16 protein-coding genes are annotated in these 18,058 nt (G+C 64.3%); 7 read left to right on the forward strand and 9 right to left on the reverse strand.

The features are described 5' to 3' along the window. Positions 1 to 49: 49 nt before the first annotated feature. Positions 50 to 589: a molybdenum cofactor biosynthesis protein B gene (gene moaB / locus AAZU54_RS26030; RefSeq protein WP_186555311.1), complete on the reverse strand. Its 540-nt coding sequence runs from the start codon at positions 587 to 589 to the stop codon at positions 50 to 52. Between the two features lie 182 nt (positions 590 to 771). Here moaB and AAZU54_RS26035 point away from each other — a divergent pair, with 182 nt between their 5' ends. Then, positions 772 to 1,665 carry a LysR family transcriptional regulator gene (locus AAZU54_RS26035; RefSeq protein ID WP_434727843.1) on the forward strand — a complete coding sequence of 298 codons (894 nt, stop codon included), beginning with the start codon at positions 772 to 774 and terminating at the stop codon, positions 1,663 to 1,665. A gap of 104 nt (positions 1,666 to 1,769) precedes the next feature. On the opposite strand, the gene xenA is transcribed toward AAZU54_RS26035, so the two are convergent. Continuing rightward, positions 1,770 to 2,861 (reverse strand): xenobiotic reductase XenA, encoded by a 1,092-nt coding sequence (xenA, locus tag AAZU54_RS26040; RefSeq protein ID WP_312152827.1) that lies wholly within the window; start codon positions 2,859 to 2,861, stop codon positions 1,770 to 1,772. Between the two features lie 53 nt (positions 2,862 to 2,914). Between xenA and AAZU54_RS26045 the strand changes: the two genes are divergently transcribed. After that, positions 2,915 to 3,250 carry an ArsR/SmtB family transcription factor gene (locus tag AAZU54_RS26045; protein ID WP_186555479.1) on the forward strand — a complete coding sequence of 112 codons (336 nt, stop codon included), beginning with the start codon at positions 2,915 to 2,917 and terminating at the stop codon, positions 3,248 to 3,250. A gap of 59 nt (positions 3,251 to 3,309) precedes the next feature. Here AAZU54_RS26045 and AAZU54_RS26050 read toward each other — a convergent pair whose 3' ends face one another. From AAZU54_RS26050 to AAZU54_RS26075, 6 genes are all read right to left on the reverse strand, one after another. Continuing rightward, positions 3,310 to 4,221: a 2-hydroxyacid dehydrogenase gene (locus AAZU54_RS26050; protein WP_434727844.1), complete on the reverse strand. Its 912-nt coding sequence runs from the start codon at positions 4,219 to 4,221 to the stop codon at positions 3,310 to 3,312. 10 nt (positions 4,222 to 4,231) lie between these two features. Further along, positions 4,232 to 5,080, reverse strand: a complete 849-nt coding sequence (locus AAZU54_RS26055; RefSeq protein WP_312152830.1) for an ureidoglycolate lyase — start codon at positions 5,078 to 5,080, stop codon at positions 4,232 to 4,234. A gap of 28 nt (positions 5,081 to 5,108) precedes the next feature. Further along, positions 5,109 to 5,849, reverse strand: a complete 741-nt coding sequence (locus AAZU54_RS26060) for an SDR family oxidoreductase (RefSeq protein ID WP_434727845.1) — start codon at positions 5,847 to 5,849, stop codon at positions 5,109 to 5,111. Then, the gene (locus AAZU54_RS26065; RefSeq protein WP_367616006.1) at positions 5,846 to 7,213 is read right to left on the reverse strand and encodes an MFS transporter; all 1,368 of its coding nucleotides are present in this window, start codon (positions 7,211 to 7,213) and stop codon (positions 5,846 to 5,848) included. The genes AAZU54_RS26060 and AAZU54_RS26065 overlap by 4 nt, the downstream gene beginning before the upstream one ends. Positions 7,214 to 7,298: 85 nt before the next feature. Then, the gene (locus AAZU54_RS26070; protein WP_434727846.1) at positions 7,299 to 8,882 is read right to left on the reverse strand and encodes an aldehyde dehydrogenase (NADP(+)); all 1,584 of its coding nucleotides are present in this window, start codon (positions 8,880 to 8,882) and stop codon (positions 7,299 to 7,301) included. Positions 8,883 to 8,979: 97 nt separating this feature from the next. Continuing rightward, entirely contained in the window at positions 8,980 to 9,927 is a 948-nt protein-coding gene (locus AAZU54_RS26075) for a LysR family transcriptional regulator (protein WP_186555318.1), read from the reverse strand. A gap of 115 nt (positions 9,928 to 10,042) precedes the next feature. Between AAZU54_RS26075 and AAZU54_RS26080 the strand changes: the two genes are divergently transcribed. From AAZU54_RS26080 to AAZU54_RS26090, 3 genes are read left to right on the forward strand one after another with little or no spacing between them, the layout of a single operon-like run. Continuing rightward, entirely contained in the window at positions 10,043 to 11,224 is a 1,182-nt protein-coding gene (locus AAZU54_RS26080; RefSeq protein WP_186555319.1) for a fumarylacetoacetate hydrolase family protein, read from the forward strand. 46 nt (positions 11,225 to 11,270) lie between these two features. Next, positions 11,271 to 12,662 carry an MFS transporter gene (locus AAZU54_RS26085; RefSeq protein WP_186555320.1) on the forward strand — a complete coding sequence of 464 codons (1,392 nt, stop codon included), beginning with the start codon at positions 11,271 to 11,273 and terminating at the stop codon, positions 12,660 to 12,662. A gap of 33 nt (positions 12,663 to 12,695) precedes the next feature. Next, complete coding sequence (locus tag AAZU54_RS26090) at positions 12,696 to 14,483, forward strand: IlvD/Edd family dehydratase (RefSeq protein WP_186555321.1); 1,788 nt, start codon at positions 12,696 to 12,698, stop codon at positions 14,481 to 14,483. A gap of 4 nt (positions 14,484 to 14,487) precedes the next feature. Here the strand turns inward: AAZU54_RS26090 and AAZU54_RS26095 are convergent, their stop codons facing one another. Further along, positions 14,488 to 15,396 (reverse strand): LysR substrate-binding domain-containing protein, encoded by a 909-nt coding sequence (locus tag AAZU54_RS26095; protein WP_434727847.1) that lies wholly within the window; start codon positions 15,394 to 15,396, stop codon positions 14,488 to 14,490. Positions 15,397 to 15,532: 136 nt separating this feature from the next. On the opposite strand from AAZU54_RS26095, the gene AAZU54_RS26100 reads away from it, so the two are divergent. Next, complete coding sequence (locus AAZU54_RS26100) at positions 15,533 to 16,834, forward strand: NAD(P)/FAD-dependent oxidoreductase (RefSeq protein WP_434727848.1); 1,302 nt, start codon at positions 15,533 to 15,535, stop codon at positions 16,832 to 16,834. 41 nt (positions 16,835 to 16,875) lie between these two features. Continuing rightward, positions 16,876 to 17,964, forward strand: a complete 1,089-nt coding sequence (locus AAZU54_RS26105; RefSeq protein ID WP_186555324.1) for a polyamine ABC transporter substrate-binding protein — start codon at positions 16,876 to 16,878, stop codon at positions 17,962 to 17,964. Positions 17,965 to 18,058: the final 94 nt, after the last annotated feature.

Consider the following 18,058-nt stretch of genomic DNA (forward strand, 5'->3'; position numbering starts at 1 on the left):
GGCTTGCCCCGCGATAGGGCCGGCACAGACGACGCCCTATTCCATCCACTCAACCACGCGTTTCACACAACCCCACGGCCTTCAAATGCGGCACGAAGTTGCAGGGCCGATGGCGCGCATCCAACTGCTCGGCCAAGATTCCCTCCCATGCCGTACGGCACGCCCCCGTCGACCCCGGCAGGCAGCACACCAGGGTGCCATTGCTCAACCCGGCCAGCGCCCGGCTTTGCACGGTCGAGGTGCCGATATCGAGGATCGACAACGCCCGGAACAGCTCACCGAAACCATCGATACGCTTGTCCAGCAAACACTCCACCGCCTCCGGCGTACTGTCGCGCCCAGTAAATCCAGTGCCGCCGGTGATCAACACGACCTGTACCTGATCATCGGCGATCCAGGTCGCGACCTGGGCGCGGATCTTGTACAGGTCGTCCTTGAGCAGCACCCGCTCGACCAGCCGATGGCCGATCTGCACCGAGCGGGTGGCCAACAGCTCGCCCGAGGTGTCGTTGGCAAAGCTGCGGGTATCGCTGACGGTCAGCACGGCGATATTCAGCGGCACGAACTGCGCATCGGGTTTTACACTCACCTGGGCATCCTCTGGAAATTGGCAGTGCCGTCACGCTAGTGGCAAGCCTTGGCAGCGTCCAATCGATATGGCGAACCAGCCGATCAACCGCCTCTATCATTCGGTCACCATTAAAGATTGGCCAGCCTCGACAGACTTGGTTAAGGTCAAGCAACTCCGTTTCCCGCCCGCCAGGCCGCCCCATGGATATCAAGCAGCTCAAGTTTCTCCTCGCCCTCGACCAGACCCGCCACTTCGGCCAGGCCGCGGCGCTGTGCCACATCACCCAGCCGACCCTGTCCATGCGCCTGCGCAACCTGGAAGACGAACTGGACCTGGTGCTGGTCAAGCGTGGCCAGCGCTTCGAAGGTTTCACCGAGGCCGGCGAACGCATCCTGGCCTGGGCCCGCACCCTGCTGGCGGCGCATGACGGCCTGCAAGCCGAAGCGGCCAGCTGTCGCGGCCAAGTGGTCGGCAGCCTGCGCCTGGGCAGCGTGCCGCTGGCCAGCTTCAACCCCATGCACCTGCTGCTGCCCCTGCGGGAAAAATACCCCGAACTGCACTTTCAGCTCAGCTCGCACACCTCCGAGCAGATCGTCGACGGCCTGAGCCGCAACCAGCTGGACCTGGGTATCTGCTATCTGGACCAGGTCAACGCGAGCTTCTTCGACGTGATCGAACTGGGCACTACCACCATGGGCCTGTTGCACGACACCCGGCATTTCCAGCTAGCGCACAGCGCCCTGCGTTGGGAGGAGCTCGGCGATATCCCGTTGGGCCTGTTGAGCAAGGGCATGCATTACCGCCAATCGCTCGACTTGAGCTTTCGCAGCCGCGGCCTGGAACCGATGGCCGTGCTGGAAAGCGACTCCACCTTCCAGCTGATCCAGGCCATCACCAGCGGCGTGTGCTGTGCGGTGATGCCGCTCGATTGCGGCCTGGAAGACTTGAGCGAACACATGCGCATCATCCCCATCACCGACGCCAGCGTGCTCAGCCCGGTTGGCCTGCTATTGCGCCGCAGCGAGCCTCGGTCGGCAATTGCCGAACAATGCTTCGACGAGGCGCGGGCGTTGTTTGCGTCGATGCCCCGTTGAAAGCATCGCGGGACCCGCCCGCTCCTACGAGGTGTTCGAATACATCTCGTGGGAGCGGGCTTGCCCCGCGACAGCGCCGTAACTGACTACAAATCAGCTAGGGCTCAACGATAGCGCTCAAGCCAATGCGCATAGGGTGCTGGCAAGGTCCACGAGGCCTTGTCGACCCCCAGCTCCTTGGCCGCAAAGTACGCCCAGTGCGGATCGGCCAGGTGCGCCCGGCCTACCGATACCAGGTCCAGCTGACCGGCCTGCAGCGCCCCCTCGGCCAGCTGCGGCGTACCGAAGCCCCAGGCTGAAGTCACCGGCAAATCTGCCTCACGACGCACGCGCTCGGCAATCGGCCCCATGAACGCCGGGCCCCACGGGATGTTGGTCTCGGCAATGGTGAAGCCGACGCTGACGCTGAGCAGATCCAGGCCACCGGCCTTGAAGCGGCGGGCCAGCTCGATCGATTCCTCAAGGGTCTGCTCGTCGCGACCGTCATATTCCAGCACACCGAAACGCGCCGTCAGTGGCAGGTTCTCTGGCCACACTTCGCGCACCGCAGCCAGGGTTTCCAGAAGGAAGCGGCTGCGGTTGTCGAAGCTACCGCCGTAGGCGTCGGTGCGCTGGTTGGAATGCTCGGAGAAGAAGCTTTGGCCCAGATAACCGTGGGCAAAATGCAGCTCGATCCACTCAAAGCCTGCGTCTCGCGCGCGCCGGGCGGCATCGACGAAGTCTTGCTGGACACGGGCGATGTCAGCCAGGGTCATCTCACGCGGCACTTTCGGCAAGTGGGCACCGAAGGCGATGGCGGAGGGCGCGATGGTCTGCCAGCCGCGCGCATCGTCGGCAGCAATGTGGTCGTCGCCTTCCCACGGCCGATTGGCGCTGGCCTTGCGCCCGGCGTGGGCGATCTGGATGCCTGGCACCGAACCTGCCGCCTTGATCGCCTTGACCACCGGCACGAAGGCTTGCGCATGGGCGTCGCTCCAGATACCGGCGCAGCCGGGGGTGATGCGCCCCTCCGGTGCGACTGCCGTGGCCTCGACCACCACCAGGCCGGCACCACCACGGGCCAGGCTGGCCAGGTGGACGTGGTGCCAGTCATTGATCATGCCGTCCTCGGCGGTGTACTGGCACATCGGCGGAATGGCGATGCGATTGCGTAGGGTAACGTCCTTGAGGGTGTAGGGTTGGAACAGCGCGGTCATGAACAATCTCCAGAAGCTGAATGGGCATTCGATTGTTCGATCATATTCGAACTATGGCAATTTGTGAAACCCCCGTTATCATGTGTGCCATGCGAGCCTATAAACATCCCAACCCTGAAGACCTGATTCTGGAGCGCGTGCTCTACGCCTTGAGCGACCCTGTGCGCCTGGAAATCGTCCGCCATCTGGCGGCTGTGGCCGAGGCCAGCTGTGGCGAGTTGGACGGTGGGCGGCCCAAATCGAGCATGTCCCATCACTTTCGTGTGCTGCGCGATGCCGGGCTGGTGCATACGCGCAATGTCGGCACCACGCATATGAATTCGCTCAGAAGCGCTGAGCTCGATGGGCGTTTTCCGGGCTTGCTGGGGTCGATTCTCCAGCAGCAGTAAGCGCGGCTGGCCCAACCCCTTTGCGGTGGTTGGGCGCCGCGCACAGGCCGGATGTGGCGTCAGTGCGCTGAGATCACCGCGCGCACCACGCAGTCGGCCATGGCTTGGCGGGCCTGCAAGGTGGCGCTGCCCAAGTGCGGCTGGAGCACCACCTTGTCCATGCCCAGCAACGCCTCGGGCACTTGCGGCTCATCGGCAAACACATCCAGCGCAGCGCCGGCCAGACGGCCGTCGGCCAAGCGAGCGACCAGTTCAGTTTCATCGACCACGCTGCCCCTGGCCACATTGACGATGACCCCGTTCGGCCCCAACGCCTCCAGCACCTGGGCATTGACCAGGTGACGCGAGCCGCTACCGCCGGCCGCCGCCACCACCAAGATATCGCAGGCCGCAGCCAGGCTGAGTGGATCGGCGTGATAGGCAAACGTACAAGCAGCTTGTGGCCGACGGTTGTGGTAAGCAAGCACGACGCCAAAGGGCTGCAGCCGTTCGGCGATGGCCATGCCGATCCGCCCCAGACCGATGATGCCAACTCGCTGCCCGCGCAGGCTGGTCCCCAACAGCGGGAAACCACCCAGGGGCCACTGCCCCTGCCTGACGAAGCGATCGGCCAGGCACACCTGGCGCAGTTGAGCCAGCAGCAGGGCCACGGCCTGGTCGGCCACGGCATCGGTGAGAAGATCGTCGGTGGTGACGATCGCGATGCCCCGCGCGTGCGCCTGCTCAAGGTCGATGCGGTCCACCCCCACCCCATTGACCGCAATCAGCCGCAGGTTGACCAGCGCCTGCATGAGCCAGGGCGGGACGCCCTCGCCGCCATTGGTCACCAGCGTGGTGAAGCGCTCCGGGCGCTCGCTCAGCAATGCCCGCCGGCTGGCTTCATCAAAGGCGCAGACCCGCTGGAAACGCTCATCCAGGCGCGCCTGGTAATCGGCCAGCAACGGCGCCAGCATCAACAGTTCAGCTTTCATCGGCTCACTCTCAATCTGCCTGTACGGTGAGCTGGCGTTGTTCGCCAAGGCCTTCAATGCCCAAGTGCATGACCTGCCCGGGACGCAGGAACACCGGCGTTGGCTTGATCCCCATGCCGACTCCGGGCGGGGTGCCAGTGGAGATCACATCACCCGGTTGCAGACTCATGCAGCGGCTCAGGTAGGCGATCAACTGGGCAATACCGAAGATCAAGGTACGGGTGTTGCCGCGCTGATAACGCTTGCCGTCGACCTCCAGCCAGAGATCCAGCGCATGCGGATCGGGCACCTCGTCACGGGTCACCAGCCACGGTCCAATCGGCCCGAACGTGTCGAAGCCTTTGCCCTTGTCCCAGGTACCGCCGCGTTCAAGCTGCCATTCGCGCTCCGATACGTCGTTGATCACGCAGTAACCGGCGACGTGCTCCAGGGCATTGGCTGGGTCGATATAGCGCCCGCCCTTGCCGATCACTACGCCCAGCTCCACTTCCCAGTCGGTCTTGGTCGAGCCTCGTGGGATCTGCACATCGTCGTTGGGACCACAGACCGCGCTGGTCCACTTGTTGAAAATGATCGGCTCGCTGGGCACGGCCATGCCGGCTTCAGCGGCATGGTCGGCGTAATTGAGGCCGATGCAGATGAACTTGCCAATCTGCCCGACGCAGGGGCCGATACGCGGCGTGCCAGGGACCAACGGCAGGCTGGCATGATCCAGGCTGGCCAGGCGGGCCAGGCTGTCGCTGGACAGTGCTGCACCGGCGATATCCGCCACATGTTGGCTGAGGTCGCGAATCTGCCCTGCGCTGTCCAGCAGGCCCGGACGCTCGGCCCCTTTGTCGCCATAACGCAACAACTTCATGGGTATCTCCTGTCTCGATACAAAGGATTCACAAGCTCATACCACCGTCGATCAGGTGCACACCGCCAGTGGTGTAGGCTGAGGCGTCGCTGGCCAGGTACACGGCCAATTGCGCGATCTCTTCGGCGCTGCCCAGCCGGCCCATAGGCTGGCGGTTGACGAATTGCCGGTAGACCTCCTGGGCATCGCGGCCTTGGGCCAGGGCCTGGGCCGCGATGCGCTGGTGCAACGACGGTGAGTCGACGGTACCCGGGCAGATCGCGTTGCAGCGGATGCCCTCGGCGACATGGTCGGCGGCGACGGCTTTGGTCAGGCCGATCACGGCTGCCTTGCTCGCACCATAGGCGACGCGATTGGGCACCGCCTTGACGCTGGAAACCACCGACGCCATGTTGATGATCGAACCGCCACCGCGGCGCTGCATACCTGGCAGGAACGCACGGATCATCCGGTACATGGCGGTGACGTTGAGCGCCAGCGAACGCTCCCAGGCCGCTTCGTCGCACTCCAGGATGCCACCGCTGTGCACGAAACCCGCGCAGTTGAACAGCACGTCGATATCGCCCAGCTCGGCGCGCAGCGCCTCGATCGCCGAGGCCGAGGTCACATCCAGAACCCGCGCCTGGATACCTGGCTCATCGAGCAGGCTGTCGATGCGAATATCGCTGCCGAACACCTCTGCCCCGGCGGCCGCGAACGCCTGCGCGCTGGCCAGGCCAATGCCTTGGCCAGCGGCCGTGATCAGCACCCGTTTGCCCTGAAGGTTCATGCCGCCTCCAGTTTCAGCGATGCATTGCTCGGGGCTTCACGCCGCCCCAGCATGCTTGCCGGGATGGCCAGGATCAGCACGGCACTGACGAACAGGCACAAGCCCAACACATAGGTGCCGTTGTTGATGTTGCCGGTCAGGTTCTCGGCCACGGCCGTGATCATCGAACCGGTGAAACCGGACAGGTTGCCGATGGCGTTGATCATGCCAATCCCCGCCGCAGCGGCAACCCCCGACAACAGGGTGCCCGGCAGGGTCCAGAAGATCGGCATCAGGCTGAGCACACCGGAGGCCGCGACAGTGAGGAACACCACCGAGAGCACCAGGTTATCGGAGAAAAACGCGCTGAGGATCAAGCCGCAGCCGCCGATGAACGCAGGTATCGCCGCGTGCAGGCGGCGCTCGCCGGTGCGGTTGGAGTGACGCGCATTGAGCAGCATGGCGATCACCGCAACGCCATAGGGGATGGCCGTCAACAAGCCGATATCGAAGCTGCTGGTGATGCCGGCGCTCTTGATGATCGACGGCATCCAGAAGGCCAGGCCATAGAAACCGGTGTTGAAGGTCAGCAGGATGAACACCAGCAGCCACACCCGCGGATTGAAGAACACCTCGCTCAGGCGTGAGACCTTGCCCTGGTTGTCTTGCTGCAGATTGGCCTTGAGCAACTGCTTCTCGTCAGCCGACAGCCAATGGGCCTTGTCGATGTTGTCACACAGGCAGGTGAACACCACCACCGCCATGATCACCGAAGGCAGACCTTCGATCAGCAGCATCCACTGCCAGCCGGCCATGCCGTGCCAGCCATCGAGGCTGGTCATCAACCACCCTGAGAGCACCCCGCCCAAGGTCAGGCTGACCGGCATGGCCATCAGGAAGCCGGACATCACCCGGCTCTGGCGCTGGGTCGGGAACCAGTAGTTGAGGTAGAGGATCACGCCGGGGAAGAACCCCGCCTCGCAGATACCCAGCAAGAAGCGCAGCACGTAGAACATGGTGCTGGCCTCGACGTGGAACAGTTTCGCCAGCGGCACGGTGAAGGCCACGGCCATGGAAATGATCGCCCAGCTCGCCATGATCCGGGCGATCCAGAAGCGCGCGCCGTAGCGGTGCAGCAACAGGTTGCTGGGCACCTCGAACAGGAAGTAGCCCCAGAAGAACACGCTGGCGCCCAGGGCATACACGGTGTTGCTAAATTGCAGGTCGTTGAGCATGTCCAGCTTGGCAAAACCGATGTTGACCCGGTCCAGGTAGGCGGCCATGTAGCACAACAGCAAAATTGGCAGGATACGCAGGATCACCTTGCGATAGGTACGGTCTTCGAAGCCCGGATCGCGGGCCGGTGCGGCGGGTTGGCTGTGCATTGTTGAAGCCCCTCGGCATGTCGGGCATGCCTGATTGTTGTTATCGACAGGGCACCGGGCGCAGTACGCCCGGTGGTGCAGCGGGTCAGGACAAAGGGTCGCGGCTGGGCTGGCCATCGACCAGGCGCAGCAGCGCGAGTGGGTTGCTGTCGCGTAGCGCCTCGGGCAACAGTGCCTGGGGGAAGTTCTGGTAGCACACCGGGCGCAGGAAGCGATCGATCGCCAGGGTGCCGACCGAGGTGCCGCGGCTGTCGGAAGTGGCTGGATACGGCCCGCCGTGGACCATCGCCTCGCAGACCTCGACGCCGGTCGGGTAGCCGTTGATCAGCAGGCGCCCGGCCTTGTGTTCGAGCAGCGCCACCAGGTCGCTGGCCTCGGCCAACTCAGTCGGCTCGCCAATCAGGGTGGCCGTCAGTTGTCCGCCGAGCGCCGCCAGCGCCGCCAGTAACTCGCTGCGATCGGCGACTTCGACCAGCACCGTGGCAGGGCCGAACACTTCTTCCTGAAGCAACGGCTCACCGTTCAACAGCAACTCGGCATCGGCCTGGAACAACTGCGCGCAGGCCTGCCCTGCTGGCTGCTCGGCGCCGGCCAGGTGGCGGATGCCCGGGTGCGCCTTGAGCTGAGCCACACCCTGGGCATAGCTGCGCAGGGTGCCAGCGTTGAGCATGGTCTGCGGCGGCTGATCGGCGATGCGCGCCTGCAATTGCTCGACAAAAGCGCTGAACGGCGCAGAACGCACACCCAGTACCAGCCCAGGGTTGGTACAGAACTGTCCGCAGCCCAGCACCACCGAGGCGGCCAGCTCGCCCGCGATGGCCTCACCTCGGCTCGCCAGCGCCTCTGGCAAGACGATCACCGGGTTGATGCTGCTCATCTCGGCAAACACCGGGATCGGTTGCGCACGTGCCGCCGCCATGTCGCACAGCGCTCGCCCGCCCTTGAGCGAACCGGTAAAGCCCACTGCCTGGATCGCCGGATGCTTGACCAGCGCTTCACCGACCCCGGCACCGAAGATCATGTTGAATACGCCAGCCGGCATGGCGCAGCGCTCGGCCGCACGAATGATGGCCTGGGCGACCGCCTCGGCAGTGGCCATATGCCCGCTGTGCGCCTTGAACACCACCGGGCAGCCGGCGGCCAGCGCCGCAGCGGTGTCGCCACCGGCAGTGGAAAAGGCCAAGGGGAAGTTGCTGGCACCAAACACCGCTACCGGGCCAAGGCCCATGCGGCACTGGCGGATATCGCTACGCGGCAGCGGCGTGCGCTGCGGTTGAGCGCGATCGATGCGGGCTGCGAGGAAATCACCGCGACGCAGTAGCTGGGCAAACAAGCGCAACTGACCGCTGGTGCGAGCGCGCTCACCCTGGATACGCGCCGCCGGCAACGCCGTCTCGCGGCTGACCAGGGCGATGAAGTCTTCTCCCAGGGCATCAAGCTGTTCGGCAATGCTGTCGAGAAACTGCGCCCGACGCTGCGGCGCCAGTGCCCGATAGACGGGATAGGCCTGGGCGGCGGCACGTGCGGCAGCGTCGACCTCGGCGTCGCTGGCCTGGTAAAAGGCCCCCGGCAAGGCCTGGCCCGTGTGGGCGTCGATGCTGTGCAACAGCGGTTGGCCTGCGCCGCTACGGGCGCCGCCGATAAATTGCTGACCTGCGTTCGGAGTCATGGATGTTCCTTAGCATGCTGGAAAACACTGGTCGCTAATCTAGGCGGGCCTGCGATTCTTTCCCAATGGCATTTGTGGATCATCCGATAACAGATCGTTATCGGATTTCTCGCGCTTTCTGGGCATCTGCCAACAGGATCTGGGCAAACTCCAGCGCCGCGCCACTGAGCACTTCACCTTTGCGGGTGAGAATGCCGTAGTCCTGCGGCGCCAGATGCAAGGGCGTATCGAGGATGCGCAGCACGCCGCTGGCCAGGTGCGGCTCGACCATGGCCTGGGGCAGCATGCCGATCATCGGTCCGCCCTGCAGCACCTTGAGAAAGGTCTGCATGGAAATGGTATCGATGGTGTTGCGTGGCACCCCGACTCCGGCTTCAGCGAAGGCGCGTTCCATACGCCCCCTAATCGGCGTGCCCTTGGGGTAGAGAATCCATGGCCATTCGAGCAACTGCTGCAGGGTCACCGGGCCGTGGTCGCACAGCGGGTGCTGGTGATTGACCACGAAACAGAACGGCTCCGGCGCCAGTGCCTGGAAGTCGAAACGCTGGCGCTGGGCCTCGTCTGTGAAGCGCGCTACCGCCAGGTGCAGGATCTTGTCATCGAGCATTTCCATCAGATGGTCGCTGGTCTGCTCGACCACTTCTATCGACAGCAACGGCCAGCGTTGCTTGATCTGCACGATGGCGTCCGGCAGGGCGACGGCGGTGGCGGCGAAGATCCCACCCACTTTGAGATGGCCATGCCCGCCCTGGCGCAGGCTGCCGATCTGGTCGACGAAGTTGCGCGCATCGTTGAGGGCGACCTGGGCATAGCGCAGCACCTGCTCGCCCAAGGCCGTGGGCGGCATGCTGCGCGGTTGACGTTCGAACAGGGCAAAGCCCAGCAGGCTTTCGATTTCTTTGAGCATCTTGCTGATCGCCGGCTGGCTGAGGTTCATCTGCTGGGCAGCCAGGTGCATGTTGCGGGTGCGGCCAAGGGTGTCGATGAGCAGCAGATGGCGGAACTTGAGCCAGTTGCAAACGTGGGAGAACGACAGGTCCGACATGGTATCCACCTTTGGTGCAATAACCTGATGTTATCGATTAGTGAAAAGATGCCATTGGAGTTTATCGCGTCGCTTACCTAGCGTGCAGCTTTCAGGACTCAAGAGACCCACTGCCATGCCGCTGACCCTAACTCCCGCCAACACCCTGCCCCACGACGGCCTCACCGGCACCCTGGTCGGTCGGGCCTGGATCCCTGGCCAGATCGCCGGCCCCTCGCCGATCGTGCTGCGCGCCGATGGCGTGTTCGACCTGTCCGAGCGCTTCGCCACCTTGAGCGAACTGCTTGAAAGCGAATCGCCCCTGCACGCCCTGCGTGCGACGGCTGGGCGCTTCATCGGCAGCGTGCAAGAGCTGCTGGCCAACAGCACCAGCCAACCTGACAGCAGCCGCCCCTACCTGCTGCCGCCGCTGGACCTGCAAGTGATCAAGGCCGCCGGAGTGACCTTCGCCGCGAGCATGATCGAACGGGTCATCGAGGAGCAGGCTGGCGGCGACGCAGCCCGCGCCGAGGCAGTGCGGGCGACGGTATGTGCGGTGATCGGCGACAACCTGCGCGCGGTCAAGCCTGGCTCGGAACAGGCCATGGCCCTCAAGGCCCTGTTGATCGAGCAAGGCATGTGGTCGCAGTACCTGGAAGTGGGCATCGGCCCGGACGCCGAAGTATTCACCAAGGCCCCGGTGCTGGCGGCGGTGGGCAGCGGCAGCGTGATCGGCGTGCATCCAGGCTCGCAATGGAACAACCCCGAGCCGGAAGTGGTGCTGGCTGTCGACAGCCGTGGGCGCATCCACGGCGCGACCCTGGGCAACGACGTCAACCTGCGTGATTTCGAAGGGCGCAGCGCATTGCTGCTGAGCAAGGCCAAGGACAACAATGCCTCCTGCGCGATAGGCCCGTTCATTCGCCTGTTCGACGAAACCTTCGACCTCGATGCGGTGCGCAACTGCGTGGTCGACCTTGAGGTGCGCGGCAGCGATGGCTTCGTGCTCGCCGGAAGCAGCTCGATGGACCAGATCAGCCGCGACCCCGAGGACCTGGTGCGCCAGACCCTCAACCGCAACCACCAATACCCCGATGGTTTCTTGCTGTTCCTCGGCACCCTGTTCGCGCCGACCGAAGACCGCGATCACCCAGGCGCGGGTTTCACCCACAAGGCCGGTGACCTGGTGACTATCTCAAGCCCGTTGCTCGGGGCCCTGCACAACCAAGTCAGCCGCAGTGACCAGGCTGCGCCCTGGACCTTCGGCCTGGCTGCACTGATGCGCAACCTGGCGCAACGAGGGTTGCTGCAAGGCTAAGCCGACTTACCCGCTGCGCCCATAACAACAACAAGCGAGGCAGAACATGCAAACCGAGAGCAACGTCCCCCCCACGCCCGATCCCCGCCAACTGCGCCGGGCGATTTATACCGGCGCCGTCGGCAGTGCCCTGGAGTACTACGATTTCGCCCTCTACGGGCTGGCCTCGGCGCTGGTCTTCGGGCATATCTTCTTCCCCTCGCTGGGCACCACCGGCGCCTTGCTGGCCAGTTTCGCCACCTACGGCGCGGGGTTTCTGGCGCGGCCGTTCGGGGGGCTGTTCTTCGGCTCGCTGGGTGATCGCAAAGGGCGCAAGTTGGTGTTGCTGCTGACCATCGCGCTGATGGGCGCGGCGACCACCCTGATCGGCCTGCTGCCAACCGGGCCCACCGGGGCCGTGCTGCTGGTGCTGCTGCGCCTGCTGCAAGGCTTTGGCGCCGGTGCCGAGCAGACCGGCGCGGCCACCCTGATGGCCGAGCTCGCGCCGCGCGAGCGGCGCGGCTTCTACGCGGCCCTGCCGTTCATTGGCGTGTTCAGCGGGCTGGCCCTGGCGACCATCACCTTCCGTGTGCTACAGGCCACGCTCACCCAGGAGCAACTGCTCGACTGGGGCTGGCGCTTGCCGTTCCTGGCCAGCGTGGTGCTGATCTTCATGGCGGTATGGATTCGTCTGAAACTCAAGGAAAGCCCGGTCTTCCAGCAGCTCAGCCAGAACCAACAGGTGATCGAGTCGCCGATGCGTGCGGTGCTGCGCAACGCCCGTCGGCCACTGGCCGCCACCACCTTGATGCGCATGGCCGAAACCGGCTGCTCGACCCTGTACGCCACGGTCTCGATTGCCTTTCTCACGGGTTTTGCCAGCCGTCACCTGGGCGAGAGCGGCGCCAACCTGGCGGGCATCGGCACCAATGCGGTGCTGGCGGCAAGTATCCTGAGCATTTTCACCACGCCGCTGTTCGGTGCGCTATCGGACCGTTATGGGCGCCTGGCGGTGTACCGTGGCGGCGCTCTGTTTGGCGCGTTGTGGGCCTTCCCTTCGTGGTGGATGATTGACAGCGGCGACCCGACCCTGGTGTGTATCGCCGTGGTCGGTGGCTTCGCCCTGGCCGCCAACAGCATGCTCGGTGCCCAATGCGCGCATTTCACCGAGTTGTTTGGCAACCGCTATCGCTACAGCGGGGTGGCGCTGTCGCGGGAGATCGGCGCGATGCTCTCCGGCGGCCTGGCGCCGATCCTCGGTATCTTCCTGGTTGGCCTTGCCGGTGGCGGCTATTGGGTGCTGGCCCTGTATACCTTGGCGCTCACCGGCCTTACCCTGCTCGGCACCCTGCTGTCGACCGAAACCCGTGGCCGTGACCTGACCGCGCTGGATGACGCCGTCGGCCGCGGTGCGGCTGCCCCTATCGCACCTGTTCACGCCAGCGTCTTGCAACGCTGACCTGCGCCCCATAAAGACAAGAGAGCCCCTGACATGAGCCAGACCCCGAAACGCCCCCTGCGCAGCCAGCAATGGTTCGACGACCCAAGCCACGCCGACATGACTGCGCTGTATGTCGAGCGCTACATGAACTACGGCCTGACCCGCGACGAACTGCAATCGGGGCGGCCAATCATCGGCATCGCCCAGACCGGCAGCGACCTGACTCCGTGCAACCGTCACCACATCGAACTGGCGCAACGGGTCAAGGCTGGTATCCGCGATGCCGGTGGCATCCCGATGGAGTTCCCGGTGCATCCGATCGCCGAGCAAAGCCGCCGTCCCACGGCTGCGCTGGATCGCAACCTGGCCTACCTCGGCCTGGTGGAGATCCTGCATGGCTACCCGCTGGACGGCGTGGTATTGACCACCGGCTGCGACAAGACCACCCCGGCCTGCCTGATGGCCGCAGCCACCACCGACCTGCCGGCGATCGTACTGTCGGGCGGGCCGATGCTCGATGGTCACCACAAAGGGCAGTTGATCGGCTCCGGCACGGTGCTCTGGCATGCGCGTAACTTGATGGCCGCCGGTGAAATCGACTACGAAGGCTTCATGGAAATGACCACCGCCGCCTCGCCGTCGGTGGGTCACTGCAACACCATGGGCACGGCGCTGTCGATGAACGCACTGGCCGAAGCGCTGGGCATGTCCCTGCCAGGTTGCGCCAGCATCCCGGCGCCCTACCGCGAGCGTGGGCAGATGGCCTACGCCACCGGTAAGCGCATCTGCGAGCTGGTCATGGAGGATATACGCCCTTCCGCGATCATGACCCACCAGGCATTCGAAAACGCCATCGCCGTCGCTTCAGCCTTGGGCGCCTCGAGCAACTGTCCGCCGCACCTGATCGCCATCGCCCGGCACATGGGCATCGAATTGTCGCTGGACGACTGGCAGCGGGTCGGTGAAAGCGTGCCGCTGCTGGTCAACTGCATGCCGGCAGGTAAGTACCTGGGCGAAGGTTTCCACCGTGCAGGTGGCGTACCGGCCGTGATGCACGAGCTGCACAAGGCAGGCCGCCTGCATCAAGACTGCGCCACGGTCAGCGGCAAGAGCATCGGCCAGATCGTCAGCGACAGCGTCACCAGCAACACCGACGTGATCCTGCCCTACGACGCGCCACTCAAGCATGGCGCCGGCTTCATCGTTCTTAGCGGCAACTTCTTCGACAGCGCGATCATGAAGATGTCGGTGGTCGGCGAAGCCTTCCGCCAGACCTACCTGTCGGAACCGGGCAAGGAGAACAGCTTCGAGGCCCGCGCGATCGTCTTCGAGGGCCCCGAGGACTATCACGCCCGGATCGATGACCCGGCGCTGGACATCGACGAGCGCTGCATCCTGGTCATTCGCGGTGCCGGAACCGTTGGTTATCCGGGCAGCGCCGAAGTGGTCAACATGGCCCCGCCCGCAGCGCTGATCAAGCGCGGCGTCGATTCGCTGCCATGCCTGGGCGACGGTCGCCAGAGCGGCACCTCGGCCAGCCCGTCGATCCTCAACATGTCGCCGGAAGCGGCGGTGGGTGGCGGCCTGGCACTGCTGCAAACCAACGACCGGTTGCGCGTCGACCTCAACCAACGACGGGTCGACCTGCTGGTGGACGAAGACGAGATGGCCCGCCGTCGCGCCGCCTGGACGCCGAACGTCCTGGCCTCGCAAACCCCTTGGCAAGAGCTGTATCGCCAGTTGGTCGGGCAACTGTCCACGGGTGGCTGCCTGGAGCCGGCCACCCTGCACATGAAGGTGATCGCCCGCGAAGGCGGCATGCCACGCCACTCTCACTAAGCCGTCAAGCTGCGCGAGTGGTCTGCTCCACTTGCTCCTCGAACCAGCTCAGCACCGCTTTGCACGCGGGGTGCCTCACCCCGCTGTCACGCAGCCACAGCGCGTACACCCCACCGGTGCGCAACGCCTCGCCGAACGGCACCACCAGATCGCCGCGGGCCAACGCATCGTGGGCGAGCATCTTGTCGGTCATCGCCACGCCCAAGCCTCGGGCAGCCGCATCCAGCGCCAGATCATCGAGGTTGAACAGCAAGTGCTGGTAGCTGCGCTCGGCCTGGTCCTGCTGGGCCTGTAGCCACTGGGTCCATTCATGACGGCCCGTGGAGCCGTGGATCAGCGCATGTCCGGTCAGTTCATCCAGCGAACGCGGTGCAGGTTGCCCGCCGCTGAGCAGCGGCGCGCAGACGGGTATCAGGTATTCATCGAACAGCGGCGTCAACCGCCGCTGGTCCAGCCCCTCTGGCAGGTACAAGACGTAGGCATCGCAGTCGCCACCGGTGTCCACCCGCTCGCCGCTGACGGTTTCGATCGATAGGCTCAGCCCGGGATTGATGGCATAGAACGAACTCAAACGCGGTAACAACCAGCGTACGGCCAAGGACACGAAGATACGGATACGAAACGGTCGGTCCTGCGCTGGCGGCGCCAGGCGAAGCTGCAGATCGCGCAGCGACTCCAGCATCTCTTGCGCCACCGCATAGACTTCGCGGCCATGGGCGGTCAGCGCCACCTTGCGACTGGTGCGTTCGAACAGCACGGTTTGATAGTGCTCTTCAAGCTGCTGCACCTGTCGGCTGATGGCGCTCTGCGTCAGGTGCAACTGACGCGCCGCTTCGGTGAAGTTGCTGGTATCGGCCACCAGAACCAGGGCTTGCAGCGCTTGCAACGAGGGAATACGCAGCGTGTTATCCATGCAAATCTCGAATGGATGGATGAATTTTTAACGTTAGATTCCGCCCCTGAATTGCCCGTAGATTGAGTGCTAACGGCGCATGCAGGGGGTTCTCTCCGATCACTCCTGCGCATTGATTGTGAAGGAGTGCCCTACAATGAACAACCACTGTGGCTGGATCGCGCTGGCCGGCGAGTCCGCGCCCCGCCCCTGCCTGCAAGGCTCACAGAAAGCGGATTGGCTAATCATCGGCGGCGGCATTACCGGGCTGTCGGCAGCACATACCCTGGCCAGTCGCTTTCCCGCTCAGCGCATCGTGCTAGTCGACCGCCAGCGCATCGCCCAGGGCGCCTCGGCGCGCAATTCTGGCTTTGTCGTGAGCCACGAACTGCCAAGTGCTGGCGAACTGATCGGCGCTGGGGGTTTTGCCGCTTATCAAGTCGCCTCGCGCATCGGGGTCGCGGCCGGCGATGAAGTGCGTCAGCGCGTACGCCAACTGGGCATCGCCTGCGAGCTGGATGAAGGCGGCTATCACTTCGCGGTGCACCAGCCTGCGCACCTGGCAAACGCCGAACTTGCCGTGCAAACCCTGGCGGCGGTTGGCGCCAAGGCCCAGTACCTTGAAGCACAGGCGTTGCAACAGCGCTTGGGGACTGCGTTCTACACCCAGGCGATTCACTGCGCGGGCGGCAACGGCCTGCTGCAGCCGGCGAAGTATGTCAAAGGCTTGGCCGACAGCCTGCCTGAGCAGGTCGAGGTTTATGAAAACACAGCGGTGAGCGCTCTGCAGCGTGCACCGGGTGTGGGCTGGAAGGTGACCACTGCCAACGGCGAAGTGCAGGCACCCCAGGTGTTGCTCTGCGTCGGCGCCTTCCTGCCGCGCGTGGGCTTGCACCGCAGCGGCACCTTCGCCCTGGAGCTCAGCGCCAGCATCACCCGCCCGCTGAACGAGCCGCACTGGCAGGCGCTGTTCGATGACCAGGGCTGGGGTGTGTTGTCCACCCTGCCTGGCGGCTGCACCTTGCGCCTGCTGCCGGGTCGGCGCCTGCTGATCCGCAATACGGTGGAGTACCGCCAGCACGACCTGGACGCCAATGCCCTGGCCGTGCGCCAGCAACGCCACCTGCTCGGGCTGCAAACGCGCTTCCCCGGCATCCAGCGCAGTGACCTGCAATACACCTGGACCGGCCACCTGAGCGGCACTCGCTCCGGCGAGCCGTACTTTGCCACGGTCGAGCAAGGGCTGCACGCAGTCGCTGGTTGCAATGGTTCAGGGGTCGCGCGCGGCACCTTGTGGGGCCGTTTGCTGGTCGATCTGGCAATCGGCGCCGACTCGTCGCTACTGAGCGATGTGCTCAGCCAGGCGCAACCGGGTTACCTGCCGCCCAAACCCTTTTTCGACATCGGCGCCAGCGTGCGCATGGCCTGGGAGGTTCACCGGGCGCGACACGAACGTTGATCGACCCGGCGCATCTTCCGTTAAAACAAGAGAGAAAAACGATGATCAAGCGCAGCTGCCTCGCCCTGTCCATCTCCGCCTTGCTGGCCTGTGCGGTCCAAGCCACGGAAACCGTCAACATCGCCAACTGGAGTGGCTACATCGCCGACGACACGCTGGCCGAGTTCAACCGCCGTACCGGCGTGCAACCGACCTACGACCTGATCGACAGCAACGAAACCACCGAAGCCAAACTGATGACCGGTGGTAGCGGCTACGACCTGGCCAGCCCGTCCAACCACTTCCTGCCGCGCCTGATCAAGGCCGGGGCGATCCAGGAGTTGGACCGCAGCAAGCTGCCCAACTGGCACAACCTCGATCCCAAGCTGATGCACATCCTCGAGGCCAGCGACCCCGGCAATCGCTATGCGATCCCCTACCTGTGGGTGACCACGGGCATTGGCTACAACGTCGACAAGATCAAGGCGATCTTTGGAGATGTCGAGGTCACCCAGTCCTGGCAGATGTTGTTCAAGCCCGAGAACATCAAGAAGCTCAGCCAGTGCGGGGTGGCCTTCCTCGACAATCCGACGCAGATCATTTCCATCACCCTCAAGACCCTGGGGTTGGATCCGCACAGCCAAAAACCTGAAGACCTCAAGCAGGCTGAAGCAGCGCTGCTGGCAGTGCGCCCGTACATCCAGTATTTCCATCAATCGAAGTACGTCAGCGACCTGGCCAACGGCAATATCTGCGTGGCTATCGGCTTCAGTGGCGACGTGTTGCAAGCCATGAGCAGCGCTCAGCAGGCTGGCAATGGCGTGAACATCGGCTACAGCATTCCCCGAGAAGGCTCCACGGTGGCAGTCGATATGGTGGTGATCCCCAAAGGCGCGCCGCACCTGGACAATGCCTATGCGTACCTGAACTATTTGCTTGAGCCCAAGGTGATTGCCGGGATCAGCAACGCGGTCAAGTACCCCAACGGCAATGCGGCCGCCCTGCCGTTGGTCGATGAGGCGCTGCGCACTAACGAGGCGGTTTACCCGCCACAGGCTGTGCTCGATACGCTGTTCCCGATTCAGACCATGAGCCCGGCGGGGATGCGCTTGAGTACGCGGATCTGGACACGGGTGCTCAGCGGTAAGTGATTGGGCGTAAAAAAACCACGAGGGGTTAACCTCGTGGTTCTTGGCTGAAGCTACTGGCCTCATCGCGGGGCAAACCCCCACCAACGGGATTTCG

The sequence above is a fragment of the Pseudomonas sp. Je.1.5.c genome (assembly GCF_051129895.1).
GTDB lineage: Bacteria > Pseudomonadota > Gammaproteobacteria > Pseudomonadales > Pseudomonadaceae > Aquipseudomonas > Aquipseudomonas urmiensis.